Raw genomic sequence first — 25,156 nt, 5'->3', positions numbered from 1 at the left:
CGGGGCGGGCCGATAGCCTTGACCGCCGTGATGCGAACCCATCCCGTCGGCGCGCTGCGCGCCGAGAACGCCGGCCAGACCGTGACCCTCGCCGGATGGGTGGCCCGCCGCCGCGATCACGGTGGCGTGATCTTCATCGACCTGCGCGACCGGTCGGGCTCCGCCCAGGTCGTGTTCCGCGAGGGCGAGATGGCCGAGCGCGCGCACAGGCTGCGGTCGGAGTACTGCGTCCAGGTCGTCGGCCGGGTGGACCTCCGGCCCGCGGGCAACGAGAACGCGGAGCTGCCCACCGGGGACATCGAGGTCACGGTCACCGAGCTGACCGTGCTGTCGGAGTCGGCGCCGCTGCCGTTCCCGATCGACGAGCACGCCGGGGTCGGCGAGGAGATCCGGCTGACCCACCGCTACCTGGACCTGCGCCGCTCCGGCCCGGCCTCGGTGATGAAGCTGCGCAGCGACGTCAACAAGGCCGCCCGCGACGTGCTCGCCGCCGAGGACTTCATCGAGGTCGAGACCCCGACGCTGACCCGTTCCACCCCCGAGGGCGCGCGCGACTTCCTGGTCCCGGCCCGGCTGCGGCCCGGCTCCTGGTACGCCCTGCCGCAGAGCCCGCAGCTGTTCAAGCAGCTGCTCATGGTCGGCGGGCTGGAGCGCTACTACCAGATCGCGCGCTGCTACCGCGACGAGGACTTCCGCGCGGACCGCCAGCCCGAGTTCACCCAGCTCGACATCGAGATGAGCTTCGTCGAGCAGGACGACGTGATCGCGCTCGCCGAGCGGGTGCTGGTCGCGCTGTGGAAGCTGGTCGGCCACGAGATCACGACGCCGATCCCGCGGATGAGCTACGCCGAGGCCATGTCCCGGTTCGGGTCGGACAAGCCGGACCTGCGTTTCGGCATCGAGCTCACCGAGCTGACGGCGTACTTCGCGAACACCGGCTTCCGGGTCTTCCAGAACCCCTACGTCGGTGCCGTGGTCATGCCGGGCGGGGCGTCGCAGCCGCGCAAGGTGCTCGACGGCTGGCAGGAGTGGGCCAAGCAGCGCGGTGCGCGCGGGCTGGCCTACGTCCTGATCGGCGAGGACGGCACCGTCGACGAGCGCGGCCCGGTCGTCAAGAACCTGTCCGAGACCGAGCGGGACGGGCTGGCCGCGGCCGCCGGTGCGAACCCCGGGGACTGCATCTTCTTCGCCGCCGGCACGCCGAGCGAGGCGCGTGCGCTGCTGGGCGCGGCCCGCGGCGAGATCGCCCGCCGGATCGGGGCCGTCGACGAGTCCGCCTGGTCGTTCGTCTGGATCGTGGACGCCCCGCTGTTCGAGTCCACCGCCGACACCGACGACGTCGCCGTCGGCGGCGGTGCCTGGACCGCGCTGCACCACGCGTTCACCTCGCCGACCCCGGACTGGATCGACACGTTCGAGCAGGACCCGGGCAGCGCGCTGGCCTACGCCTACGACATCGTCTGCAACGGCAACGAGATCGGCGGCGGCTCGATCCGTATCCACGACGCGGACGTCCAGAAGCGGGTCTTCGAGGTGATGGGCCTGACCGAGGTCGAGGCCAAGGAGAAGTTCGGCTTCCTGCTCGACGCGTTCTCCTACGGCCCGCCGCCGCACGGCGGCATCGCGTTCGGCTGGGACCGGATCACCGCGCTGCTCGCCGGCGTCGACTCGATCCGCGAGGTCATCGCGTTCCCGAAGACCGGTGGCGGCTTCGACCCGCTGACCCAGGCGCCGGCGCCGATCACGGCCGCGCAGCGCAAGGAGGCCGGCGTGGACGCCACCCCGGCGCGCCCCGCGCCCGGCGGTTCGGCGCCCGGCAAGCCCGGTGAGACGGGCGGTGGTGCCCCGGAGAAGCCGGGGCCGTCGGCGTAGCCGGTGCTGCCCACACGAGCGGTCCGGTCCCGCGGATTCCCGGCGTCGGAGCACGGGCCCGGGGCCCGGCGACGGGTAGGGTTCCCGGCGATGACCGATCCGCAGGCGACTCCCGGCGCGGTCGCGGCGGTGGCCGGGGCTGCCCGGCTGCTGTCCCGGCGGGCGGGCTCGGAGGTCGAGCTCTCCGAGCCGGAGGATCTCGGCGGGAGCGGCAGCTCGGTCGTGGCCCGGGCGCGCATGGCGCAGAACCCGTTCTCGGACCGGCGCAGCGTTGTGATCAAGCAGTACCAGGGCGACCCGGGCGCGTCCGACCCGTTCCGCTACGAGGTCGCGTCCTGCCAGCTGTTCACGGCGCTGCCCAGCGACGTCCGGCCCAGCCCGGTGATCATCGCGCACGACCCCGAGCAGCGGCTGCTGGTGCTCGAGGACCTCGGGCGCAGCATGACGCTGGCCGACAAGCTGTTCGGCCCGGACCGCGACGCCGCGCGCACCTGCCTGCTGGGCTGGGCACGCGGGCTCGGCCGGATGCAGGCCGCGACGGCGGGCCGCGAGGGCGACTTCGGGGCGCTGCTGCGGCGGCTGGGGGAGAAGATCCGCCGGGACCCGATCGCCGACCAGGCCCGGGCCGCGCTCGCCGAGCTGCCGGAGCTGCTGGCCGGCACCCTCGGCGTCGAGGTCGGGCCGATGGCCGTCCTGGAGGCCCGTGGCGGGGTCCGGCTGCTCGGCGGCACCGGGTTCCGGGCGTTCAGCCCGTCGGACACCTGCCCGGACAACAACCTCGTGACCAGCCGGGGGGTCCGGTTCGTCGACTTCGAGTGGGGCTGTTTCCGCGACGTGGTCCTCGACGCCGCCTACGTCCGGGTGCCGTTCCCGTCCTGCCCGGCGAGCTTCGCGCTGCCGCAGGCGGTGGCCGACCAGATGCTCGACGCGTGGCGGGCCGAGGTCGCCCCGGTCTGGCCGGAGCTCGACGACCCGGAGCTGCTCGAGTCCCGGCTGGTCGACGCGCAGCTGCTGTGGGTGTGGTGGTCGACCTGGCTGCTGCTGCCCCGGGTGCTGGACCGGGACGGCCCGATCGGGGCCGACGCCGGCCGCTCGCCCCGGATCTCGACGGCGCTGCGGCACTACTGGACCGGTCTCGGTGCGGTCGCCGCGAGGAGCCACCGGCCGGCGACCGCGGACCTGGCGGCCGCCGTGGTCGGCGCCCTGGACGCCCGGTTCCCGGACGCCCCGTCCGCACTGCCGGTGTTCCCCGCGTTCCGGGGCGCCGAGCGGTGAGCGCCGACCGCCACCCGGCGGGGTCCCGGGTCCGTCCACGCCGGACGGCATGGCACACTCTCCGTACACGTTCGTCCACGTTCCGGGGTGGTTGATGGGTACCGGCGATTCCGTCACGGGTGGAGTGCCGTCCGCGGACTCCTCGACCGGGCCGATTGCGCTGCGGATCCTCGTCGGGACCCATCTGAAGCGGCTGCGCGAGGCCGCCGGGGTCACCCGCGCGGTGGCCGCGGACCTGCTGCGCGGGTCCGAGGCGAAGATCAGCCGCATGGAGTCGGGCCGCGTCGGGTTCAAGCAGCGCGACGTGGCCGACCTGCTGACGCTCTACGGGCAGACCGACGAGTCCGAGCGTGCGGAACTGCTGGCGCTGGCCAAGCGGGCCGGTGAGCCGGGCTGGTGGCAGCCGTTCAGCGACACGATGCCGGAGTGGTTCTCCACCTACGTCGGGCTGGAGCAGGCGGCGGCGACCATCCGGACCTACGAGCCGCAGTTCGTCCCGGGCCTGCTGCAGACCGAGGGCTACGCGCGTGCGGTGATCGAGCTCGGCCGCCCGGCGCCGGCGGAGGAGATCGACCGCCGGGTCGCGCTGCGGATGGGGCGCCAGCACATCCTGGAGGGCCCGTCCGCGCCCGAGTACTGGGCGGTCATCGACGAGGCGGCGCTGCGCCGCCCGATGGGCAGCGACCAGGCGATGCGCGACCAGCTCGAGCACCTGCTCAAGGTCGCCGAGCTGCCGAACGTGACCCTGCAGGTGCTGCCGTTCAACCAGAGCGGGGCCGCCGCGACCGGGGGCCCGTTCATCCTGCTGCGCTTCGCCGACGCCGACCTGCCCGACATCGTCTACTTGGAGCAGCTCACCAGCGCGCTGTACCTGGACAAGCGGGCCGACGTCGAGACCTACCTGGTGCTGATCGACCGGCTGGCCGCGGCGGCGCTCACCCCGCGCCGGACGCAGGCGATGATCGCCTCGCTGCGCGGCATGTTCTGAGCCGGGTGCCCGGCGCCGTCGCGGCGCCGGGCACCACCGGGCTCACTCCTTGAACGCGATCCCGCCGTACTCGATCCACTCCTGGGTCTGCTGGAGCTCGGGGGCGATGTCGTCGGGGCGCCAGGTGGAGACCTCGACCAGCCCGGGCTCGATGATCGAGAGCCCGCCGAAGAGCGCCCGGACCTCGTCCGGCGTGCGCACCCGGCCCCAATTGCCCTGGGTGTTGGTGAGCATCATGTCGGTGAGGTCGCGGCGGACGTCCGGGTCCTCGCTGGCCAGGTGCGAGACGATCACGGCGCTGCCCCGGGGGAGCCGGTCCATCACCTGCTCGACGAGCCCGGCCGGGTCGTCGGAGTCAGGGATGCAGTGCAGGAACGACAGGAACAGCGCGGCGGTCGGCCTGCTGAAGTCCAGCAGCCCGGTGACCTCGGGGTCGCTGTAGATGGCGGCGAAGTCGCGCACGTCGGCCTGGACGACCGTGGAGGCCTCGTTCTGCTCGAGCAGCGCCCGGCCGTGGGCCAGCACGATCGGGTCGTTGTCGATGTAGACGACCCGGGACGCGGGGTCGACCGCCTGGGCCACCTGGTGGACGTTGTCCTGTGTGGGCAGTCCGGAGCCGTGGTCGAGGAACTGGCGGATCCCGTGCTCGCGCGCCAGGTACCGCACTGCGCGGATGAGGAAGCGCCGGTTGTTGATCGCCAGCGCCGCCGTGCCGGGCGCCGCCTCGGACAACGCGGCACACGCCTGCCGGTCGACCTCGTAGTTGTCCTTGCCGCCGAGATAGTAGTCGTACATGCGCGCCACGCTCGGTGTGCTCACGTCGACTTCCGACGGGGTGGCCGCCCGGGCTCGATCCATTCCTGTGCCGCTCCTCACCTCGACGTACCTGCACGGTTCCGGTTCCGCGCGCTCGCGCACGCTCGGTGCCCACCCGGATCCGGGTCGTGCCGATCGTAGCGGTCGACGGAGACCTCGAACGTGCCACCCGAGGAGCCCCGATGCAACGTTCGCTTGATCGAATGCCTGCTACGGTTGCAAATGCATTTGTTCCGAACGTCTGAAAGGGAAGTCATGGGCGAGATCGAACTCCCGACGGGTCTTCGGTGGCGCAAGAGCATGCGGAGCAACCCCAACGGCGCCTGTGTCGAGGTCGCCCCGCTGCCCGGCGGCGGTGCCGCGGTGCGCAACTCCACCCGGCCCGACGGCGCGTACGTCACCTACACCCGCGCCGAGATCACCGCGTTCCTGCAGGGCGTGCAGGACGGCGAGTTCGACGACCTGATCACCCGCTGATCCGGTCGCCGGGCGCCTACAGGCGCCGCAGGAAGTTCCCGATCCGCTCCACGGCCTGCTCGAGCTGGGGCAGCGCGGTCGCGTAGGAGCAGCGCACGTGCCCCTCACCGGACGGGCCGAACACGCTCCCCGGCACGACCGCGACCGCCTCCTCGCGCAGCAGCCGTTCGGCGAAGGTCTCCGCGTCGAGGCCCGAGGTGCGGATGCTCGGGAACGCGTAGAAGGCCCCCGCCGGTTCCGGGCACTCCAGACCGATCTCCCGCAGGCCCTTCACGAAGACCCGCCGGCGCCGGTCGTAGTCGGCGACCATCTCGGCGACGTCACCCTCGGCGTTCGACAGCGCCTCCACCGCCGCCACCTGGGACACGTGCGGGGCGCAGAGCATCGTGTACTGGTGCACCCGCAGGCACAGCTCCGCGATCGGCGCCGGTGCGGCCAGCCAGCCGACCCGCCAGCCGGTCATCGCCTGGGCCTTGGAGAACCCGCCGAGCACGACGGTGCGCTCCCGCGCGCCGGGGACCGCACCCAGGCAGGTGTGGGTGCCCTCGTAGGTGAGCCGGTCGTAGATCTCGTCGGAGAGCAGGTAGAGATCGTGCCGCTCGGCCAGCTCGACGAGCGCGCGCAGCACCTCCGGCGGCTGCACCGCGCCGGTCGGATTGGCCGGTGACCCGATCAGCACCGCCGCGGTGCGCGGGGTGACAGCGGCCTCGACGGCGTCGACGTCGATCACGAAGCCGTCCTCGGCCCGGGTCGGCACCCCGACCGGCGTGCCCCCGGCGAAGGCCACGCACGGCTGGTAGGCGACATAGCAGGGTTCCGGCACGATCACCTCGTCGCCGGGGTTCAGCAGGACCCGGAACGCCAGGTCGAGCCCCTCGGACACGCCGGTGGTGATCAGGCACTCGGTGCCGGGGTCGTAGTGGGCGTCGTAGCGCGACGCCAGGTCGGCACAGATCAGCTCACGCAGCCGGGGCAGCCCGGCGTTGCCGGTGTAGGTGGTGTAGCCGTGCTCAAGGGCGTAGATCCCGGCCTCGCGGATCCGCCACGGCGTCACGAAGTCGGGTTCGCCGACACCGAGCGAGATGACGTCGTCCATCTCCGCGGCGATGTCGAAGAACCGCCGGATGCCCGAGGGTGGGATGGCCGAGATCGTGGCGTTGAGCGGCCTCACGGCATCACCGGGAGCCGGTGGTCCGGCTCGGGTTCGGTGAAGGTGTCACCGTCGCGCTTGTGGGTCGCCAGCACGAAGTGCGTGGCCGTGGACCGCACCCGGTCGATCGTGGACAGCTTCTGGGACACGAAGTCGCTGATCGACCGGATGTCCGGGCCGACGACGGTGCACCGCAGGTCGTGGCCGCCGGAGACCAGGTAGCAGTCGCGGACCTCGTCGAACCGGGAGATGCGGACGGCGACGTCGTCGAACCCGACCCCGCGGGCCGGGCTGACCGACACGTCGATGAACGCCGTCACCCGGGCACCGGTCCGGCCGGCGGGTTCGACGCCGTGCCCGCCGTCCTCGTACCGGGCCCAGTCGACGACGGCCCGGTGCCGGCGGATCACCCCGGTCCGTTCCCATTCGGCGATCCGGGCGTCGACCTCCTCGACCGGGAGGCCGACCATGGTCGCGACGGTGTGGTGGCTCAGCGCCGCGTCGCGTTCGAGCAACTCGAGGATCTCGCGCACGCCGCCGACCCTACGACGCCCGCCCGGCAGGTCGCCCGGCGACGATCCGGTCCGGACCGGTGGTGTCCCGGATTCGTCGGTATCACGAATCGGGGTCACGAAACGGGGCCGACCCGGTGAACCCGCTCCCGGTGACGGTGGCACAGCGCTAGGGTCCGCGCGCATGAGCAACGAACCGCCACAGGGCGGTGACCCCCAGCAGGGGGCCGGGGGGTCGTCGCCGAACGGTCCGGGGGCCCAGCCGCCCACCGGTGACGAGCACAGCGGTGCGCAGCAGCCCTACGGCCAGCAGTACGGCGGGCAGGGTCAGCAGTACGGCGATCAGCCCCCGGGGCAGGCGCCGTACGGTCAGCAGCCCTACGCCGGTCAGCAGCCCTACGCAGGCCAACAGCCCTACGCAGGCCAGCAGCCCTCCGGAGGGCAACCGTACGGCGAGCAGCCCTACGGGCAACAGCCCCACTACGGCGGGCAGCAACCGCACGGTGGACAGGCCTACGGCCAGCAGCGGTACGGCCAGCAGCAGTACGGCCAGCAGCAGTACGGCCAGCAGCAGTACGGCCAGCAGCAGTACGGGCAGCAGCCCTACGGCGCCCAGCCGTACGGACAGGAGCCGTACAACCAGCCGCAGTACGGACAGCAGCAGTACGGACAGCAGCCCTACGGTGCCCAGCCGTACGACCAGCAGCACGCCGGTGCGCAGCCCTACGCCGGCGCCGGGACGCCCGGCGGTCACCCCGCCTACCCGTCCGCCCCGGGCGGGCCGCCGAGCGGGACGTCGCCGGATCCGCTGGTGCCGTTCTCGTTCGGGGACTGGTTCGCCAAGGTGATCGGCGTGGTGCGGCGCAGCTGGAAGCCGCTGCTGGTCATCCAGGCCGCCATCTACGTGCCGCTCGCGATCCTCCAGGCGATCCTGCAGCTGCTCGGGGTGCAGAACCCCGAGGGCGAGATCGGCGTCGACCCGACGGAGGGATTCGTCACTCCGGGGACCAGCGCGACGATCCTGTTCGTCAGCTTCCTGCTGCTCGTGGTGTCGGTGGTGCTGGGTGCGCTGGCCCAGGCGGCGTCGGTGTTCGTCATCGTGCGCGACGCTGCCCAGCGCCCGTACGCCCCGCAGCACGTGTTCGAGTTCGCGAAGTCCCGGGCCCTGCCGGTGATCGGATGGGGCCTGCTCGCCGGGCTCCTGGTCATGATCGGGTTCATCGCGCTGGTGCTGCCCGGCATCTACCTCGCGGTGATCTTCGGTGGTGCGCTCACCGGTGTCGTGGTGATCGAGCGGGCGGGCATCGGGCGCACGTTCGCGCTGGTCAACCCGCGGTTCTTCCCGGTACTCGGCCGGTTCGTGGTGTTCTTCCTGCTCGCGGTCGTGTTCAGCATCGTGGTGGGCGTGGTCGGCGCGGTGCTCTCGTTCGGGAGCCCCGTCGTGGCCTCGTTCCTCAGCTCGGTCCTCACGCTCCCGATCACCCTGGCCGCCGCGGCCGCCACCGTCGTCGTCTACGCGGAGAACCGGTTCCACGAGCAGAACCGGGTGCACACCCCGGTCCTGGCCGACGAGATCGACCGCCCCTGACACGACGGCCCGGGCCGGGGCCCTGGCAGGCTGAACGGCGATGAGCACTGACGGCCTGTTCGACATCGATCCCGGCCCGGGCGAGGCGCACGACGAGGACTCCGCACCCCGGCCGGACGCGCCGCTCGCGGCGCGGATGCGCCCCCGCAGCCTGGACGAGGTCGTCGGCCAGCCGGAGCTGCTCAAGCCCGGGGCGCCGCTGCGCCGCCTGCTCGACGGGGGCGCGGCGGCGTCGGTGCTGCTCTACGGCCCGCCCGGGACCGGGAAGACCACCCTCGCCCGGCTGATGGCCGGCGCGGGCGGCGGGCAGCGCCACTTCGTCGCGCTGTCCGCGCTCTCGGCCGGGGTCAAGGAGCTCCGTGCGGTCATCGAGGAGGCCCGGCGCCGCCGGGACCGCAGCGGCACCACGACCGTCCTGTTCATCGACGAGGTCCACCGCTTCTCCCGTACCCAGCAGGACGCGCTGCTGGGTGCGGTCGAGGACCGGCTCGTGCTGCTCGTGGCGGCGACGACGGAGAACCCGTCGTTCTCGGTGGTGTCCCCGCTGCTGTCGCGCTCGCTGGTGCTGCAGCTGCAGTCGCTCGGCGAGGACGACGTCCGCGCGCTGCTCCGTCGCGCGGTCGCCTCCGAGCGGGGGCTGGCCGACGCCGTGACGCTGGCCCCGGACGGCGAGGACGCGCTGGTCCGGCTCTCGGCCGGCGACGGCCGTCGTGCGCTCACCGCCCTGGAGGCCGCGGCCGACGGCGCCCTCGGGGCGGGGGAGACGACGGTCGATCTGGACGCCGTCGAGCGTGCGGTCACCGAGGTCGCCGTCCGCTACGACCGGGCCGGCGACCAGCACTACGACGTCATCAGCGCCTTCATCAAGTCGATCCGCGGTTCCGACCCGGACGCGGCGCTGCACTACCTGGCCCGCATGATCGTCGCGGGGGAGGACCCCCGGTTCATCGCCCGCCGGTTGATGGTGCACGCCTCGGAGGACATCGGCCTGGCCGACCCGACCGCGCTGCCCGCCGCGACGTCCGCCGCCCAGGTCGTCCAGCTCGTCGGGATGCCGGAGGCCCGGCTCGCACTGGCCCAGGTCACCGTGCATCTGGCCACCGCGCCCAAGTCGAACTCGGTGATCACCGCCATCGACGCGGCGATGGCCGACGTGAAGGCCGGTCGGGTCGGGGGTGTCCCCGCGCACCTGCGCGACGGGCACTACGCCGGGGCGCAGAAGCTCGGCAACGCCGTGGGCTACCGCTACCCGCACGACGACCCGGACGGCGTGCTGCGCCAGCAGTACCCGCCGGACGACGTCGTCGGGATCGACTACTACACCCCGTCCGGGCGGGGCCACGAACGCACGCTCGCCGAGCGGGTGCCGAAGCTGCGCCGGGTGGTGCGCGGCACCCGGGACTGACCGGGCCCGGCCGGGCTCAGCCGGTGGCCAGGGTCAGCCCGAGCGCGTTCGTCGCGGTGCGGATCGGGGTGAAGTAGCTGGTGCAGTTGTCCGAGCCGCCGGCGCCGGTGTGCACGCCCTGGGCCTGGCCGTCGGCGGTGATGTACGGGGCGCCCGAGTCGCCCTCCTGCGCGCACGCGCCGACCGCGGTGAGCCCGGACTGCTGCTGACCCTCGAAGTTCACCGTGACGTCGGTGCGCTGCACGGTCCCGCAGGACCGGCCGCTGGTGGAGCCGTAGAGGCAGACCGACGAACCCACCGGGGCGGCCGACGACCCGGTCACCCGGGTGCCGGAGACGGTCGGGGAGGCGGTGCCGGGCTCGACCGCGACGGCGCCGACGTCGATGCCCTCACCCGCGGACATCGCGTCGGTGCCGATCGTGGCCTGCGAGGCGTCGTACCAGGTGGAGGAGCCGCGGGTGCAGTGCCCGGCGGTGAGCATCCAGTCACCCGCGGAGTCCGACGCCGCGAACCCGGCGGTGCAGCGCCGGGAGCCGTCGCTGATCGTGTCGCCACCGGCCACCGCGGCCTGCCGCTGCGGCGCGGCGGCCACCCGCTCCACGCGCACCGCCGCCGGGTCCAGCCCCGCGGTCAGGTCGTGGGCCAGCGCGTCGGCCTCCGGGCCCTCGACGACGTCGAGCACCACCTGCGCGGTGCGCGGGTCCACGCCGTAGGACGCGAGGCCGGCCGGCATCGCCGGGGCGGTGCGGGTCGTGAGCGCCTGCAGGGTGGTGATCGGGTCGCGCCGCGGCTCGTCGCGCACGACGGGGGTGGCTCCGAGCCCGCTCAGCACGGGGGCCAGCGCCGGGTCCCAGGTGCCCGCCATCAGCTTCCCGTCCTCGAACCAGACCCCGGCCAGCGCCGCGCCCGCGGCCTCGGTCACCGCAGGCAGCAGCTCCGTCGCGGCGGACTCGGTCAGCGACGGGAGCCCTGTGATCGACTCCGGGGCCGGCTCCGGGGACGCGAACGACGGGACGGCGGTACCGATCCCGATCGCGGCGGCTCCGGCGAGAGCGGCGAGGAGCAGTCGGCGAGGACGGCGCAGAGGCACGGGGGAGATCCTTCGGGGGAGCGGTCGGGCCGTGACATACGGTCCAACGACGCTGCTGCGTCCGGGTCACGGTCGACTCCGCCACGCGAAGCGGTAACGCCGGTCGGACGTCCGAACGAGCTATGCGCTACCCCGGCAGGACCAAGGGCACTACCCCGCGTTGCTTCATACCGCAAATTGTTCATGTTGATTGACCCCGATCGGGTGGCTCGACAGGCTTGATCGCAGGTCGGACGTGGTCGAGGCGATGCCACCGGCATCGGCTCCCCGCCCGAGGAGTGGACGCCGAACGTGTCACCGACCCGCCCCCGCGGGACCGGGCCCGTGGTGTCGCGGAACGGTGCGGCGTGCCGCAGCGAAGGAGCTCTGGTCACGATGATGATCGACGGGTCCGCGGTGCTGGATCCCCTCGTCCCTGCCGACGTCGGGAACCCGGCGGAGCAGCAGGCGCGGCGGGCGTCGCCGGCGGGTGCGGACCTGCTCCCGCCGGAGCTCCTGCGCGCCGCCGTGGCCGGGGACCAGCGCGCGGTCGCGCTGCTGCTCGCCCGGGTGCAGCCGCAGGTCGAGCGGTTCTGCCGGGCCCGGCTCGGCCGGCGCGAGACCACGCTCGGCTCCGCCGACGACGTCGCCCAGGACGTCTGCATGGCGGTGCTGTCGGTCCTGCCGGACTACCGGCTGTCCGGGATGTCGTTCCGGGCCTTCGTGTTCGGCATCGCCCGGCACAAGATCGCGGACGCGTTCCGGGCGATGGCGCGCAACCGCTGTGACGCGGTCGAGGAGATCCCCGAGCGGTTCGCCCGGGACGACGACCCGGAGCAGGTCGTGATCGACGCCGAGCGCAACGAGCGGCTCGCCGACCTGCTGGGCATCCTCGGGCCCCGGCAGATCGAGATCCTCACGTTGCGCATCGCGGTCGGTCTGAGCGCCGAGGAGACCGCCGATGCGCTGGGGTCCACGCCGGGCGCGGTCCGGGTCGCCCAGCACCGGGCGCTGCAGCGGCTGCGCCGCGACCTCGACGAGCGCGCCGAACGCCGGGCCGCACGGCTGCGGGACCAGCCGCCCGTACCGGCCCGTCCCGGCGGCGCTGCGGGCCCCGCTCCGCGCCGGTACCGCCCCGCCGCCACCGCCCGGACGGTCGCGACCGTCCCCGCGCCCCGGGGCGCGGGCTCGACGGAAGGGTTGCCGGTGGCCGTCTGACGGGGCCCCCGGGACGCGGATCCGCGGACCGGTCACCGGGGTAGCGGTGGCCGGGGGCGCGGACCGTTCGCGGCCGGTGCCGGCGTGCTCGGGCGCACGCCGGCACCGGCCGTTCGTCGTCCGGGAGCACGCACCGGGTCCGCGTGCCGCCGGTGCGGGCGGCGTCGGCGCGCCGGTCGCCGGACCGCACCGGACTGCGCCGCGGGCCCGCGGAGTAGCCTGACCGGCGCAGCCGCGCCGCCCCGCCGTACGGTGTCGGCGTACGGGAGTCGCGCCGAGCGCGGCCCCGTGCACCAGCCGTCGTCGTACCCGTCACGAGAGACCTTCCGGTGCAGACCCACGAGATCGTCCGTCGATTCACCGCCCACTTCGAGAAGCACGGGCACACGCCCGTACCCAGCGCCTCGCTGATCCTCGAGGATCCGCAGCTGCTGTTCGTCAACGCGGGCATGGTGCAGTTCAAGCCGTACTTCCTGGGCGATGTGCCCGCCCCCTACCCGCGGGCGACGTCGATCCAGAAGTGCGTCCGCACGCCGGACATCGACGAGGTCGGCAAGACCACCCGCCACACCACGTTCTTCCAGATGGCGGGCAACTTCTCCTTCGGCGACTACTTCAAGCGCGGCGCCATCGAGTTCGCGTGGTCGCTGATCACCGGCAGCCAGGACGACGGCGGCTACGGCTTCGACCCCGAGCGCATCTGGGTCACGGTCTTCCACGACGACGACGAGGCCATCGAGCTCTGGAAGGAGATCGCCGGCCTGCCCGAGCAGCGCATCCAGCGCCGCGGCGGCGACGACAACTACTGGGACATGGGTGTGCCCGGTCCCGGCGGGCCCTGCTCGGAGATCTACTACGACCGGGGCCCGCAGTTCGGTGCCGAGGGCGGCCCGGAGGCCGACGAGGACCGCTACCTCGAGATCTGGAACCTCGTCTTCATGCAGGACGAGCGCGGCGAGCTGTCCCCGAAGAAGGGGCACCCGCCGATCGGGACCCTGCCGCACAAGAACATCGACACCGGTATGGGCGTCGAGCGGGTGGCGTTCCTGCTGCAGGACGTCAACAACGTCTACGAGACCGACCTGGTCCGCCCGGTGATCGCCAAGGCCGAGGAGCTGTCCGGCAAGCGGTACGGGCAGAACGCCGAGGACGACATCCGGTTCCGGGTCATCGCCGACCACGCCCGCTCGTCGGTGATGATCGTCGGCGACGGCGTCACCCCCGGCAACGAGGGCCGCGGCTACGTGCTGCGCCGGCTGCTGCGCCGGATCGTGCGCTCGGCCCGGCTGCTCGGCGTCACCGGGCCGTGCCTGGGCGAGTTCGCGGCCGTCGTGCGCGACGCCATGTCCCCGACCTACCCCGAGCTCGCCACGGACTTCGAGCGGATCTCCGCGGTGATCGGTGCCGAGGAGGAGACCTTCCGGGCGACGCTGAGCGCCGGCGAGAAGATCTTCGACGGGGCCGTCACCGAGGCCCGCCGGGCGGGGCGGTCCACGCTGCCCGGCGACCAGGCGTTCCAGCTACACGACACCTACGGGTTCCCGATCGACCTCACGCTGGAGATGGCCGAGGAGGCCGGGCTCGCCGTCGACCGGGAGCGGTTCACCGCGCTGATGGACGAGCAGCGGGCCCGGGCCAAGGCCGACGCCGCCGGGCGCAAGGTCGGCTTCGTCGACGCCTCGGTCTACCGCGCCGTCCTCGACACCCACGGTGCCACCGACTTCCTCGGTTACCAGACGCTGAACTCCGAGGCCCGCGTCGTCGGCCTGCTCCGCGACGGGCAGACCGTGCCCGCGGGCGAGGAGGGCCAGCAGGTCGAGGTGCTGCTCGACCGGACCCCGTTCTACGCCGAGGCCGGCGGCCAGCAGGCCGACACCGGCGTGCTGCGCGGACCGAGCTTCGAGGTGCGGGTGGACGACGTCCAGTCGCCGGTGGCCGGGCTGCGGGTGCACCGCGGCGTGGTGACCGCCGGGACCGTGACGCTCGACGCCGAGGTCGTCGCCGAGGTCGACCGGACCCGGCGGGGCTCGGTCTCGCGCGCGCACACCGCCACCCACCTGGTGCACGCCGGCGTGCGCGGTGCGCTGGGCTCCTCCGCCGCCCAGGCGGGGTCGCTCAACGCCCCCGGCCGGCTGCGGTTCGACTTCACCTCCCCGACCGGGGCCGTGCCGCCGGCCGCCCTGGTGGAGATCGAGGAGGAGGTCAACTCGGTCCTGCAGGAGAACCGCGAGATCCAGACCTACGAGACCTCGATGGACGAGGCGCGCAAGCTCGGCGCCATGATGCTGTTCGGCGAGAAGTACGGCGACCGGGTCCGCGTGGTCGACATGGGCGACTACTCGCGCGAGCTCTGCGGTGGCACGCACGTCACCCGTACCGGCGAGCTCGGCCTGGTCCGGGTGCTGTCCGAGGCGTCGATCGGCTCCGGGGTGCGCCGCGTGGAGGCCCTGGTCGGGCTCGACGCGTTCCAGCACGCCACGACCGAACACCTGCTGGTCAACCAGCTCGCCGAGCAGCTCAAGGCCCGCCCGGAGGAGCTGCCCGACCGGATCCAGGGCCTGGTGGAGCGGCTGCGCACCGCCGAGCGGGACCTGGAGAAGCATCGCGCCGACGCCGTGCTCGCCTCCGCCGGGACCCTGGCCGAGAAGGCCGAGGACCTCGACGGGACCGCGCTCGTCGCCGTCACCGCCCCGGAGGGGGTGACCGGCAACGACCTGCGGACCCTGGCCGCCGACGTCCGCGGCAAGCTCGGGGACCGGCCCGGTGTGGTCGCGTTGTTCGCGGTCGACGGTGACAAGGTCTCGTTCGTCGTGGCCACCACCAAGACCGCCCGGGACAACGGGCTGGCCGCGGGGAAGCTCATCCCGGAGTTCGCCGCGGCCGTCGGCGGGCGCGGCGGCGGGAAGCCGGACCTCGCCCAGGGTGGCGGCACCGACCCGGGCGGGGTCGACGCCGCGATCCAGCAGCTGCGCTCCGCGCTGCGGCGGTGAGCCCGGACGACGGGACGCCCGGGGGAACGATCTGGACGCGGGGGCGGCGCCTCGGGATCGACGTGGGCGCGGTCCGCGTCGGGGTGGCGATGTGCGACCCGGACGGGATCCTCGCCACCCCGGTGGAGACGGTGCCGCGCGGTGCCGCGGAGGATGCGGGTGAACCGGCCGTGCGGCGGATCGCCGAGCTCGTGACCGAGCACGACGTCGTCGGCGTCGTGCTCGGCCTGCCCCGCAACCTGCGCGGTGAGGACGGGCCCGCGGCCCGGGCGGCCCGCGAGTTCGCCGACGCGCTGACGGCCGGCCTCGACGTGCCGGTGGAGCTCGTCGACGAGCGGATGACCACGGTCGTGGCGGCCCGGCAGCTGTCCGGGCGCGGGGTGAAGGGCCGCAAGCAGCGGGCGGTGGTCGACCAGGCCGCGGCGGTGCAGATCCTGCAGGGCTGGCTGGACCGTGCGCGCTCGTGAACGGGGCCGGAGCGGCGGCGCCGGCGGTTGCGCCGGAACATGATCGACACTCTCGGGGGTCTGCGGTCCGGGGCGGGTCGGCCGCTACCCTCGGACGCGTGACCGGCGCCGGCGACAACGACGAGAACCGACGGTCCCGGGCACGGGACCGGGTGTGAGCGCGGCGGTGACCGTCCCACCCGTCCGCCACCGGCCGACGCCCACACAGTTCCGCCGGCGCCGGCTGGCGCTGCTCGCCTCGGCCCTGCTGGTCGGTGCGCTGCTCGTGGCCGCGGCGGTGTTCCTGCTCGGCCCGGACGACTACGCCGGCGGCGGCAGCGGCTCGGTCGTCGTGCGGGTGCAGGCCGGCGACTCCACCAGCGCCATCGGCGAGTCCCTGGTGGCCCAGGACGTCGTCAAGTCACGGGCCGCGTTCGTGTCGGCGGCCGCGGACGAGGAGGGCATCGCGCGGATCCAGCCCGGCTTCTACGAGCTGCGCTCCCAGATGTCGGGCGGCGCCGCGGCCGAGGCACTGGTCGACCCGGAGCGCCGGGTCGGGTTCATGGACGTGCGGGGCGGGGTCCAGCTCGACGACACGCGCGCGCCCAACGGCGAGCTCAGCCCGGGCGTCCTCTCCCAGATCTCGCAGGCGACGTGCCTGGGCGAGGCCGACGGCGAGCCACGCTGTACCGGTGTCGACGAGCTGCGCGCCGCGATGGCCGGGGCCGACCCCGCCGAGATCGGCGTCCCCGAGTGGGCGCACGCCGGGTTCCGCAACGCGGTCCCGGAGCGCCGCCTGGAGGGACTGGTCGCGCCCGGCCCGTACGACCTCGACCCGCGCGGCACCCCCGAGGAGGTGCTCCGTGAGGTCCTCGAGATCTCCGCGGAGCGGCTCGCCGACGCCGGCCTCGGCGGGGAGGACGCCTACCGCACGCTGATCGTCGCCTCGATCGTGGAGAAGGAGTCCCTGGCCCCGGACATGCCCAAGGTGGCGCGGGTGATCGAGAACCGGCTGGCGGCCGGTCAGCGCCTGGAGATGGACTCCACCGTCAACTACCCGCTGGACGTGCAGGCGCTGCGCACCACCGCCGAGGCCCGCGGCACCCCCGGCCCGTACAACACCTACCTCAACACCGGGCTGCCGCCGACCCCGGTCGCGTCGGTGTCGACGACGGCGCTGCAGGCCGCGGAGGAGCCGGCGCCCGGGCAGTGGCTGTTCTTCGTGCGGTGCACCACCGAGGGCGGCTCCTGCTTCGCCGTCACCTACGAGGAGCACCTCGGCAACGTCGACCGGGCCCGGGCCGAGGGCGCTTTCTGATCCGGCGCTGATCCGGCACTGATCCGGCGCCGGGTGCGCATGCAATCCCGCTCCAACCCGTGACCGTCGTCACCCGGAACCGGTGGACCGGGGTGCGGCATCGTCATCGGCGAAAGGGGAGCAACCATGCGCGCGGTCGTCTACCGGGGGCGCGAGAAGCTCGACATCACCGACGTCCCCGAGCCACCGGTCGGGCACGGGGAGGTACGGCTGCGGGTCGGCGTCAACGGGATCTGCGGCAGCGACCTGCACGAGTACTTTGCCGGTCCGATCTTCATCCCGGACGGGCGGCCGCACCCGCTGACCGGCCGCGAGCTGCCGCTGACGCTGGGCCACGAGTTCTCCGGGACCGTCGTCGAGGTCGGCCCGGGCGTCGACGGGGTCACCGAGGGCGACCGGGTCGCGGTCATGCCGCTCTACAGCTGCGGTGCCTGCCCGGCGTGCACGGCGGGCCGGCCCAACGTGTGCGCGCAGATCGGCTTCCACGGCCTGATGGCCGACGGTGGGATGGCCGAGACGACGGTCGTGCCCCAGCACATGCTGCACCTGCTGCCCGACGAGGTGTCGCTGGAGATGGGTGCGCTCGTCGAGCCGATGTCGGTGGCCTACCACGCGGCGCGGCTGGGCGAGGTCGGTCCGGGCTCGACGGCGGTGGTGTTCGGCGCCGGGCCGATCGGGATCGGGCTCTGGTTCGCGCTGCGCGGGACCGGTGTCGCGGACGTGTACGTCGTCGAGCCGTCCGGGCCCCGGCGCGCCGCGATCGAGCGGCTCGGGGCGCGCACCCTGGACCCGGGTGCGGTGGACGTCCCGGCCGCCGTCGCGGACCTGACGCACGGGCGGGGTGCCGACGCCGCCTACGACGCGGCCGGGGTACGGGCCGCGGTGGAGACGGCGACGGCGTCGGTCGGCAACGGCCGCCCGACGGTCAGCGTCGCGATCTACGAGACCCCCATCGAGACCCCGCTGATCAACCTGGTGATGAACGAGTCCCGGATCCAGGGCTCGCTCTGCTACACCGCCGAGGACTATGCGGCGGTGATCGCCCTGATGGCGCGCGGGCACTACGACACCACCGGGTGGGTGGAGCGGATCGCGATGACCGACGTCGTCGCGGAGGGGTTCGAGGCGTTGCGGGCGGGCCGGAGGATGAAGGTGCTGGTGGACCCGGCGATCGCCTGAACCGCTACTGGCCCCAGAACCCGGCCGGTGGCCGCGGTGACGGTGCCGCCGTCGCGTCCGTGACGACGGCGGCACCGCCGGCCAGGGCGCGGGCCTGCTCGTCGTCGAGCACCCGGGCCGGGAACGGGTCCGCGGCGGCGCGCCGCACCAGTCCCGGTACCGGGAGCGCCCGGTCCGACGCGACCAGCACGAGGTTGCCGAACCGGCGCCCGCGCAGCACGTCCGGTGCCGCGACGAGCGCCAGCTCGGTGAACGCCGCGCCCGCGGTCGCGACCTGGCCGGGCAGGAACGGCCAGGGCGCCCCGTCGCCCAGGTTCGCGACGTGGATGCCGGTGGGTGCCAGCACCCGGCGCACCGACCGGAGGAAATCCGCGGTCGTGACCTGCGCGGGCGTGCGGGCACCGGCGAACACGTCGAGCACCACCAGGTCGAACGCGTGCGCCGGGAACCGGTCGAGGCTCGCGCGGGCCTCGCCGGTCACGACCTGCAGCCCGTCGGGCTCGCCGGGGCCGGGCAGCCGGTGCGTGACCAGCTCGGCCAGTGCCGCGTCCAGCTCGACGACGGTCTGCGGCGAGCCCGGCCGGGTCGAGGCGAGGTAGCGGGCCAGGGTCCACGCGCCGCCGCCCAGGTGCAGCGTCCGCAGCGGCACGGTCGGCGGCGCGGCCAGATCCGCGACGTGCGCGATCCGCCGCACGTACTCGAACTCCAGGTGCCCGGGATCGGCGAGGTCGACGTGCGACTGCGCGGTTCCGTCGAGCAGCAGCGTCCACGACTGCGGACGGTCGGGGTCCTGCACCAGCTCGGCGGCGCCGTGGTCGACCTCCGCCCGGATCACTGCAGCGGCGTCCCGTGTGCCCCGCAGCGGTCCCGATCCCATGCGGTCCATCCTGCCCCGGGTCACCCCGGTCGTGCCGGGGCCCCTGCCGAGTTGTCCACAGGCTGCGAAGTCGTGGGTGCAGACGGGCCGGACCGCGGCAGGCTCGAGGCATGGACCCGCTGCCCGCCCCGTTCGCCGCGCCCGCCCTGCTCGCAGCCATCTCTCTGCCCGCCGGCACCGCGCTCGCCGCACCCCTGCCGGCGGTGCCCCTGCTGCCTGCCGTGACCCTGCCTGCCGTGACCGTGCCGACCGCCGCTCTGGTCACCGTCCTGCTCGCCGGTGCCGCGGGCGGGCTCGCGGGCGCGCTGACCCGCCGGTGGCTCGCCCGGTTGCGCCGCGGCGTCGCGGTCGACCCACCGTGGTGCGAGGCCGGACTGGCGGTGCTGTGGGCGGTGCTCGGCGTGCTCGCCGCGCGGTGGGTGCCGCTGCTGGCGGTCCTGTGCTGGCTCGGGGTGGCCGGCGCGGCCACCGACCTGCTGCGCCGCCGGCTGCCGGACGCGCTGACGCTGCCCGCGCTCCCGGTGGTCCTGGCCGCGCTCGTCCCGGCGGGCCCCGCGGCGGTGCTGCGCGGAGTCGCCGGGGCGGTCCTGCTCGCCGGCGTCTACGCCGCCGTGCACCTCGTCTCACCCGTCGCCATGGGGGCCGGGGACGTCAAGCTCGCCGCCCCGGTCGGGGCCGCCGTGACCGGTGGGGCCTGGGCGGGGCTGCCCGTCGCCGCCGTCCTCGCCGCCGTGCTCTCGGCGGTGGTGGCGGCGGGCGCGCTGCTCGCCGGCCGGGCGCGGTGGGGGAGCGGCCTCCCGCACGGGCCGGTCCTGCTCGGCTCGGCCCTCGTGGTGGTCACGGCCGGAGCGACCGGATGAGCCGCGCGCCGATCCCGCTCACGGACCCCGCGCTCGGGCTGGTCCGGGCGCCGCAACCCCGGGTGAGAGGATGAACGCCGTGCTGCGATGGATCACCGCCGGGGAGTCCCACGGTCCGGCACTGGTGGGTGTGCTGGAGGGCATGGTCGCCGGGGTCGGAATCACCACGAAGGAGCTGCAGGCCGAGCTGGCCCGCCGCAAGCTCGGCTACGGCCGCAGCCCGCGGATGGCGTTCGAGGCCGACGAGCTCGAGGTGATCGGCGGCATCCGGCACGGGGTCACCCAGGGCGGGCCGGTCGCGGTCCGGATCGGCAATACCGAGTGGCCCAAGTGGGAGACGGTGATGGCCGCCGACCCGGTGGACCCCGAGCTCATCGCGCACCGTGCCCGCAACGCGCCGCTGACCCGGCCGCGACCCGGGCACGCCGACCTGGCCGGCATGACCAAGTACGGCTTCGACGAGGCGCGCCCGGTCCTGGAGCGGGCCAGCGCCCGCGAGACCGCGGCCCGGGTCGTGCTCGGCACCGTGGCCAAGGCGTTCCTCGAGCAGGCACTCGGCGTGCGGATCGTGTCGCACGTCGTCGGGATCGGCGCCGTCGACGCCCCCGACGACGACCCGTTGCCCGGCCCGGACGACTCGGACCGGATCGACGCCAACCCGGTGCGGGCCTTCACCGAGCGGGCCGGCGCCGCGATGGCCGCGGAAATCGACGCCGCGCACGACGACGGCGACACCCTCGGCGGGGTCATCGAGGTCCTCGCCTACGGGATGCCGGTCGGGGTGGGCAGCTACGTGCAGGCCGACCGTCGCCTCGATGCCCGGCTCGCGTCCGCGCTGATGGGGGTGCAGGCGATGAAGGGCGTGGAGATCGGTGACGGGTTCCGGACCGCGCACCGCCGCGGCAGCGTCGCGCACGACGAGATGGTCCCCGCAGGCGCGCCCGCCCAGGGTCCGGCCGGCACCGTGCCGGTCACCCGGCTCACCAACCGGGCCGGCGGGATCGAGGGCGGCATGACCAACGGCGAGCCGGTCCGCGTCCGGGTCGCGATGAAGCCGATCTCGACGGTGCCGCGGGCGCTGCGCACGATCGACACGGTCACCGGCGAGGAGGCCACCGCGATCCACCAGCGTTCGGACGCCTGCGCCGTCCCGCGGGCCGGTGTCGTGGTCGAGACGATGGTCGCCCTCGTCCTGGCCCAGGCGGCGCTGGAGAAGTTCGGCGGTGACTCGCTGGCCGAGACCCGCCGCAACGTGGCCGGCTACCTCGCCGGGGACCCCCGGTGACCGCACCCGGGCCCGACGCCGAGGGCCGTCCGTTCGTCGTGCTCGTCGGGCCGCCGGGTTCGGGCAAGACGACGATCGGCACCCTGCTCGCCGAGCGGCTCGGCCTGGCCTTCGCCGACACCGACGCGGCGATCGTCGAGCGCATCGGCAAGCCGATCTCCGAGATGTTCGTGCAGGAGGGGGAGCCGGCGTTCCGGGCCCTCGAGTGCGAGGTCGTCGCCGAGCAGCTGCGGGCCGGGCACGGCGTGCTCGCGCTCGGCGGTGGGGCGGTGCTGGCCGAACGGACCCGGGCGCTGCTGGCCGAGCACCGCGTCGTCGCGCTCGACGTCGACCTCGCCGACGGGATGCGCCGCACCGGCATGTCGACCGCGCGCCCGCTGCTGGCCGGGGTGAACCCGCGCGCGACCTTCCGGGCGCTGCTGGCCGAGCGGGCCCCGCTCTACGCCGAGGTCGCCACGGTGCAGGTGCCGACCGCGCGGCGCAGCCCCAACCAGGTCGTCTCCGCGGTCCTGTCCGCCTTCGCGCTGCCCGGGGCCGGCGCCGCGGACGCCGATGCCGCCGCCGAGGACCCGCACGACCGCCCGACCCCGCGGCAGGACTCCGCGCTGCCCACGCCGGGGTTCGGCGCCCCGGCGGGCCACGACACTCCGGGTTCCGACACGGCGGGCCCCGACACTCCGGGCCCCGACACCGCGAGCCCCGACACCGCGAACCCCGACACCGCGAGCCCCGACACCGCGGGCTCCGGCCCGCACGACCGGGCGGAGGCCCGATGACCAGCGAACTCCCCGACGCCTCCGGTGTCGCGGACCGTGACGGAGCCGTCCGGATCGACGTGAACGCCGAGCGCCCCTACCCGGTGCTGGTGGGCGCCGGGGTGTCGGCGCGGCTGGCCGAGGTCGTCGCCTCGACCGGGGCCGGGCGGGTCCTGCTCGTCCACCCGCCGACCCTGGCCGACCGGGCCGGGGCCGCGCGCGCCGAGCTGGAGCGCGCCGGGCTCGCCGCGTCGACGATCGAGGTCGCCGACGCCGAGGACGGCAAGTCCCTCGACTCGCTCGCCGCCTGCTGGCAGGCGTGCGCGGACGCCGCGCTGACCCGCGCCGACGTCGTCGTCGGCCTGGGCGGGGGAGCGGTCACCGACCTGGCCGGGTTCGTGGCGGCCACCTGGATGCGCGGCATCGGTGTCGTGCATGTGCCGACCACGCTGCTCGCGATGGTGGACGCGGCCGTCGGCGGGAAGACCGGCATCAACACCGCGGCCGGGAAGAACCTGGTCGGGGCGTTCCACGAGCCGGCCGCGGTGCTCGTCGACACCGACACCCTCCACACGCTCCCGCGCGCCGAGCTCGTCGCCGGCTCGGCGGAGGTCTGGAAGGCCGGGTTCATCGCCGACCCGGTCATCCTCGACCGGGTCCGCGCCGACCCGGCCGCCGCGCTCGACCCGGCCGGCCCGGTGTTGGCGGAGCTGGTGCGGCGCTCGATCCGGGTGAAGGCCGACGTCGTCGGGGCCGACCTGCGCGAGTCGCACCTGCGCGAGATCCTCAACTACGGCCACACCCTCGGCCACGCGATCGAGCGCCGCGAGGACTACCGGTGGCGGCACGGCAACGCCGTGTCGGTCGGGCTCGTGTTCGCCGCCGAGCTGGCCCGAGCCGCGGGCCGGCTCGACGACGCCACCGCCGACCTGCACCGCGAGGTCCTGGAGTCGGTGGGGCTGCCGACCTCCTACGAACCCGGGGTGCTGCCCGAGCTCGTGGACACCATGCGCGGGGACAAGAAGTCCCGCGCCGGGACGCTGCGCTTCGTCGTCCTCGACGGCCTCGCGAAGCCGGCCCGGTTGGAAGGCCCCGACCCGGTACTGCTGGAGACCGCCTACGCGGCGATCACCGGCTGAGCGCCGGCCCGCTCAGCTCGGTGCCGATGTTCGCTCCGCAAGCTCCGCTCAGCCGACCGCGGGTTGGGTCGGCGACCGGAACGCCTGCGCGATCAGCAGGACCCCGGCGACGATCGCGAACGCGCCGACCAGCCACAGCATCGCGAGGATCCCGGATGCCGGCCACACCAGCAGCAGCACACCGAACAGCACGCTGATCGCCGCGCGGACGGCGACCCAGCCCCACGGGCCGTCGTGCTTGCGCACCTCGTTCGCCGAGACCGCGGTGACCACCCCGGCCAGGATGGCCCAGAACGCGATCACGAACAGGATCGCCAGTGCGGCCGACCCGGGCAGCACGATCGCGACCAGACCGGCAAGGACCGAGACGACACCCTGGGCGACCGCCCAGCCCCAGCCGGGCTGCTCCGCCCGGTGCCGGACACCGAGCACGATCGCGGCGACGCCGTCGACCAGCGCGTAGGCCGCGAACACGTAGATCAACGCCAGCAGCGCCAGGCCCGGGGTCAGCAGGATCGCGAGCCCGAACACCAGGACCAGCACCCCGCGCAGCACGACCAGTCCGCGGACCCGCCGGGACACGGCACCGTCCGCGGCCGGGGTCGCCGCGCCCGGTCCGTCACTCGTGTCGACCATGGTCCGTCTCCGTCCTCACAGGATCGTCCTCGTCGGCCTGCGTCCCGGACACGGCTGCGGGCACCGCGGGGACCCCGGCCGGGCCGGACGTCGTCGGCCCGGATGATCCCGCTCCGCCCTCGTCGCGAACCGGGTCGAAGGTCCCGCCGGTGGCGGCCACGGCGCCCGCGGGGGCGGGCACGGTGGAGCCCAGCAGCGCGTTCAGCCAGTGCGAGCGGGGGTCGGCGTCCACCAGCAGCTGCTTGACCAGCAACGTCAGCGGCACCGCCAGTACCGCCCCGAGCGCGCCGAGCAGCCAGGCCCAGAAGACCAGCGCGACGATCGTCACCGACACCGACAGCCCCACCGCGTTCCCGACGAACTTCGGCTGCACCAGCGAGGTCAGCACGAAGTTGACGACGACGAACACCACGGCCACGGCCAGGGCCTGCCCGGGGCCGCCGGCCAGCAGGGCCAGCAGCACCGGTGGCACGAACCCGATCCAAAATCCGATGTAGGGGATGTAGTTGGTGATGAACACCAGCAGTCCCCACAGCACGGCCAGCGGGACCCCGAGGGCGGACAGCACGACGGCGTCGACCACCCCGGTGATCAGCCCGATCACCGTGGTGACGACCAGGAACCGGCGGGTGCCGTGCGCGAACCGGCGCAGCGCGGCGGCGACCTCGGGCCGGGTCCCGGCGATCGCGTCGAGCCGGGCCGGTGCCGCGGTCGACTCGAGGCCGAGGAACAGCAGCAGCGAGAACAGCAGGATCAGGTTCCCGGCGAGGCCGGCGACCTGCAGCAGCAGCCCGGCAGCGAGCGCCGTGAGCCGGCCGGCATCGAACGAGGCCGCGAGCGCGCGCACCTGCTCGGCACCCACCCCGAACTCGGCGGCGCGCGCGGCGACCGCGGCGAGCAGGTGGTTCGACTCGGCGGCGTAGGCGGGCAGCACGGTGACCAGCCGGGCGCCCGACACCACCAGCACCGCCGACAGTGCCAGCAGCAGGCCGTAGATCGCGAGCAGGAGCAGGGTGGTCGCGAGCCATCCCGGGACGCCGGAGCGGCGCAGCCACCCGTGCAGCGGGTGCACCACGATCACGATCGTCAGTGCGAGGAACACCGGCCCGACGAGCCAGGCCGCCGCGTACAACCCGGCCGAGGTGACGACCGCGGCGGCCGTACCGAGGAGCAGGACGGTGGCGCGGGGGAGGGCCGGCCCGTGACCGGCTGCGCTGTGCGGCATGGGGCAGATTAGCGCCCGCCGCGCCGGTGGCCCGCGCGATGCCGCGAGCCCGAGCCGCAGTGCCGCCCCGGCCGGG

At 74.3% G+C, this 25,156-nt stretch carries 20 protein-coding genes and 2 pseudogenes; 15 read left to right on the top strand and 7 right to left on the bottom strand.

Annotated features, from left to right (window positions below; all coding sequences use genetic code 11):
• Positions 1–27: 27 nt before the first annotated feature.
• The 3 genes from aspS (at position 28) to BM093_RS17625 (ending at position 4,135) form a co-directional block, all read left to right on the top strand.
• Positions 28–1,872 carry an aspartate--tRNA ligase gene (gene aspS, locus BM093_RS17635; RefSeq protein ID WP_093344799.1) on the top strand — a complete coding sequence of 615 codons (1,845 nt, stop codon included), beginning with the start codon at positions 28–30 and terminating at the stop codon, positions 1,870–1,872.
• A 90-nt stretch (positions 1,873–1,962) separates the two neighbouring features.
• Positions 1,963–3,147: a hypothetical protein gene (locus BM093_RS17630; RefSeq protein ID WP_093344636.1), complete on the top strand. Its 1,185-nt coding sequence runs from the start codon at positions 1,963–1,965 to the stop codon at positions 3,145–3,147.
• A 94-nt stretch (positions 3,148–3,241) separates the two neighbouring features.
• On the top strand, positions 3,242–4,135 hold the full coding sequence (locus tag BM093_RS17625) for a helix-turn-helix domain-containing protein (RefSeq protein WP_093344631.1): 894 nt from the start codon (positions 3,242–3,244) through the stop codon (positions 4,133–4,135).
• 42 nt (positions 4,136–4,177) lie between these two features.
• Here the strand turns inward: BM093_RS17625 and BM093_RS17620 are convergent, their stop codons facing one another.
• On the bottom strand, positions 4,178–4,993 hold the full coding sequence (locus BM093_RS17620; protein WP_093344628.1) for an SAM-dependent methyltransferase: 816 nt from the start codon (positions 4,991–4,993) through the stop codon (positions 4,178–4,180).
• Positions 4,994–5,173: 180 nt separating this feature from the next.
• On the opposite strand from BM093_RS17620, the gene BM093_RS17615 reads away from it, so the two are divergent.
• Positions 5,174–5,428 carry a DUF397 domain-containing protein gene (locus tag BM093_RS17615; RefSeq protein WP_342743016.1) on the top strand — a complete coding sequence of 85 codons (255 nt, stop codon included), beginning with the start codon at positions 5,174–5,176 and terminating at the stop codon, positions 5,426–5,428.
• Positions 5,429–5,444: 16 nt separating this feature from the next.
• Here the strand turns inward: BM093_RS17615 and BM093_RS17610 are convergent, their stop codons facing one another.
• Together BM093_RS17610 and BM093_RS17605 are read right to left on the bottom strand one after the other, a co-directional pair.
• Complete coding sequence (locus tag BM093_RS17610) at positions 5,445–6,599, bottom strand: aminotransferase class I/II-fold pyridoxal phosphate-dependent enzyme (RefSeq protein WP_093344620.1); 1,155 nt, start codon at positions 6,597–6,599, stop codon at positions 5,445–5,447.
• A complete protein-coding gene (locus tag BM093_RS17605) occupies positions 6,596–7,111 on the bottom strand; it encodes an Lrp/AsnC family transcriptional regulator (RefSeq protein WP_093344617.1) in 516 nt (171 codons plus the stop codon). Before BM093_RS17605 ends, BM093_RS17610 begins: the two co-directional genes overlap by 4 nt.
• Positions 7,112–7,274: 163 nt before the next feature.
• Here BM093_RS17605 and BM093_RS37940 point away from each other — a divergent pair, with 163 nt between their 5' ends.
• Both BM093_RS37940 and BM093_RS17590 read left to right on the top strand, forming a co-directional pair.
• Positions 7,275–8,678, top strand: a complete 1,404-nt coding sequence (locus BM093_RS37940; RefSeq protein ID WP_177238542.1) for a hypothetical protein — start codon at positions 7,275–7,277, stop codon at positions 8,676–8,678.
• A gap of 40 nt (positions 8,679–8,718) precedes the next feature.
• The gene (locus tag BM093_RS17590; protein ID WP_093344605.1) at positions 8,719–10,083 is read left to right on the top strand and encodes a replication-associated recombination protein A; all 1,365 of its coding nucleotides are present in this window, start codon (positions 8,719–8,721) and stop codon (positions 10,081–10,083) included.
• Positions 10,084–10,099: 16 nt separating this feature from the next.
• Here BM093_RS17590 and BM093_RS17585 read toward each other — a convergent pair whose 3' ends face one another.
• Positions 10,100–11,173 (bottom strand): S1 family peptidase, encoded by a 1,074-nt coding sequence (locus tag BM093_RS17585; protein WP_093344602.1) that lies wholly within the window; start codon positions 11,171–11,173, stop codon positions 10,100–10,102.
• 378 nt (positions 11,174–11,551) lie between these two features.
• Between BM093_RS17585 and shbA the strand changes: the two are divergent.
• The 5 genes and pseudogenes from shbA to BM093_RS17560 all read left to right on the top strand — a co-directional run.
• Positions 11,552–12,187, top strand: a pseudogene (gene shbA / locus BM093_RS17580) (RNA polymerase sigma factor ShbA); the annotation flags it as partial.
• A 512-nt stretch (positions 12,188–12,699) separates the two neighbouring features.
• A complete protein-coding gene (gene alaS, locus BM093_RS17575; RefSeq protein ID WP_093344598.1) occupies positions 12,700–15,360 on the top strand; it encodes an alanine--tRNA ligase in 2,661 nt (886 codons plus the stop codon).
• Between the two features lie 89 nt (positions 15,361–15,449).
• Positions 15,450–15,827, top strand: coding sequence for a Holliday junction resolvase RuvX (ruvX, locus tag BM093_RS17570; protein WP_245773599.1), 378 nt, complete (start codon positions 15,450–15,452; stop codon positions 15,825–15,827).
• A gap of 166 nt (positions 15,828–15,993) precedes the next feature.
• The gene (locus tag BM093_RS17565; protein WP_177238541.1) at positions 15,994–17,124 is read left to right on the top strand and encodes an endolytic transglycosylase MltG; all 1,131 of its coding nucleotides are present in this window, start codon (positions 15,994–15,996) and stop codon (positions 17,122–17,124) included.
• A 126-nt stretch (positions 17,125–17,250) separates the two neighbouring features.
• Complete coding sequence (locus BM093_RS17560; protein WP_093344589.1) at positions 17,251–18,303, top strand: 2,3-butanediol dehydrogenase; 1,053 nt, start codon at positions 17,251–17,253, stop codon at positions 18,301–18,303.
• A gap of 4 nt (positions 18,304–18,307) precedes the next feature.
• Here BM093_RS17560 and BM093_RS17555 read toward each other — a convergent pair whose 3' ends face one another.
• Positions 18,308–19,180, bottom strand: a complete 873-nt coding sequence (locus BM093_RS17555) for a spermidine synthase (RefSeq protein WP_093344586.1) — start codon at positions 19,178–19,180, stop codon at positions 18,308–18,310.
• 110 nt (positions 19,181–19,290) lie between these two features.
• On the opposite strand from BM093_RS17555, the gene BM093_RS17550 reads away from it, so the two are divergent.
• The 4 genes and pseudogenes from BM093_RS17550 to aroB all read left to right on the top strand — a co-directional run bounded on the left by BM093_RS17550 (position 19,291) and on the right by aroB (position 23,219).
• Positions 19,291–20,040: a prepilin peptidase gene (locus BM093_RS17550; RefSeq protein WP_093344583.1), complete on the top strand. Its 750-nt coding sequence runs from the start codon at positions 19,291–19,293 to the stop codon at positions 20,038–20,040.
• 79 nt (positions 20,041–20,119) lie between these two features.
• Positions 20,120–21,325: a chorismate synthase gene (gene aroC, locus BM093_RS17545; RefSeq protein ID WP_093344794.1), complete on the top strand. Its 1,206-nt coding sequence runs from the start codon at positions 20,120–20,122 to the stop codon at positions 21,323–21,325.
• A pseudogene (locus tag BM093_RS37365) lies at positions 21,322–21,837 on the top strand (shikimate kinase); the annotation flags it as partial. The gene aroC and the pseudogene BM093_RS37365, both read left to right, overlap by 4 nt.
• A gap of 260 nt (positions 21,838–22,097) precedes the next feature.
• Entirely contained in the window at positions 22,098–23,219 is a 1,122-nt protein-coding gene (gene aroB / locus BM093_RS17535) for a 3-dehydroquinate synthase (RefSeq protein WP_093344577.1), read from the top strand.
• Between the two features lie 48 nt (positions 23,220–23,267).
• Here aroB and BM093_RS17530 read toward each other — a convergent pair whose 3' ends face one another.
• Both BM093_RS17530 and BM093_RS17525 read right to left on the bottom strand, forming a co-directional pair.
• Positions 23,268–23,855, bottom strand: a complete 588-nt coding sequence (locus tag BM093_RS17530; protein WP_093344574.1) for an HdeD family acid-resistance protein — start codon at positions 23,853–23,855, stop codon at positions 23,268–23,270.
• Entirely contained in the window at positions 23,839–25,080 is a 1,242-nt protein-coding gene (locus BM093_RS17525) for an AI-2E family transporter (protein WP_093344571.1), read from the bottom strand. The genes BM093_RS17530 and BM093_RS17525 overlap by 17 nt, the downstream gene beginning before the upstream one ends.
• Positions 25,081–25,156 lie beyond the last annotated feature (76 nt).

This window comes from Pseudonocardia ammonioxydans (assembly GCF_900115005.1).
Classification (GTDB): Bacteria; Actinomycetota; Actinomycetes; order Mycobacteriales; family Pseudonocardiaceae; genus Pseudonocardia; species Pseudonocardia ammonioxydans.
This window is presented reverse-complemented; position numbering and strand designations above follow the sequence as displayed.

Coding starts and splice junctions, on each gene's coding strand:
- BM093_RS17630 (WP_093344636.1), top strand. CDS start 1,963: ATGACCGATCCGCAGGCGACTCCCGGCGCGGTCGCGGCGGTGGCCGGG.
- BM093_RS17625 (WP_093344631.1), top strand. CDS start 3,242: ATGGGTACCGGCGATTCCGTCACGGGTGGAGTGCCGTCCGCGGACTCC.
- BM093_RS17620 (WP_093344628.1), bottom strand. CDS start 4,993: ATGGATCGAGCCCGGGCGGCCACCCCGTCGGAAGTCGACGTGAGCACA.
- BM093_RS17615 (WP_342743016.1), top strand. CDS start 5,174: ATGCATTTGTTCCGAACGTCTGAAAGGGAAGTCATGGGCGAGATCGAA.
- BM093_RS37940 (WP_177238542.1), top strand. CDS start 7,275: ATGAGCAACGAACCGCCACAGGGCGGTGACCCCCAGCAGGGGGCCGGG.
- BM093_RS17590 (WP_093344605.1), top strand. CDS start 8,719: ATGAGCACTGACGGCCTGTTCGACATCGATCCCGGCCCGGGCGAGGCG.
- ruvX (WP_245773599.1), top strand. CDS start 15,450: ATGTGCGACCCGGACGGGATCCTCGCCACCCCGGTGGAGACGGTGCCG.
- BM093_RS17560 (WP_093344589.1), top strand. CDS start 17,251: ATGCGCGCGGTCGTCTACCGGGGGCGCGAGAAGCTCGACATCACCGAC.
- BM093_RS17555 (WP_093344586.1), bottom strand. CDS start 19,180: ATGGGATCGGGACCGCTGCGGGGCACACGGGACGCCGCTGCAGTGATC.
- BM093_RS17550 (WP_093344583.1), top strand. CDS start 19,291: ATGGACCCGCTGCCCGCCCCGTTCGCCGCGCCCGCCCTGCTCGCAGCC.
- aroB (WP_093344577.1), top strand. CDS start 22,098: ATGACCAGCGAACTCCCCGACGCCTCCGGTGTCGCGGACCGTGACGGA.
- BM093_RS17530 (WP_093344574.1), bottom strand. CDS start 23,855: ATGGTCGACACGAGTGACGGACCGGGCGCGGCGACCCCGGCCGCGGAC.
- BM093_RS17525 (WP_093344571.1), bottom strand. CDS start 25,080: ATGCCGCACAGCGCAGCCGGTCACGGGCCGGCCCTCCCCCGCGCCACC.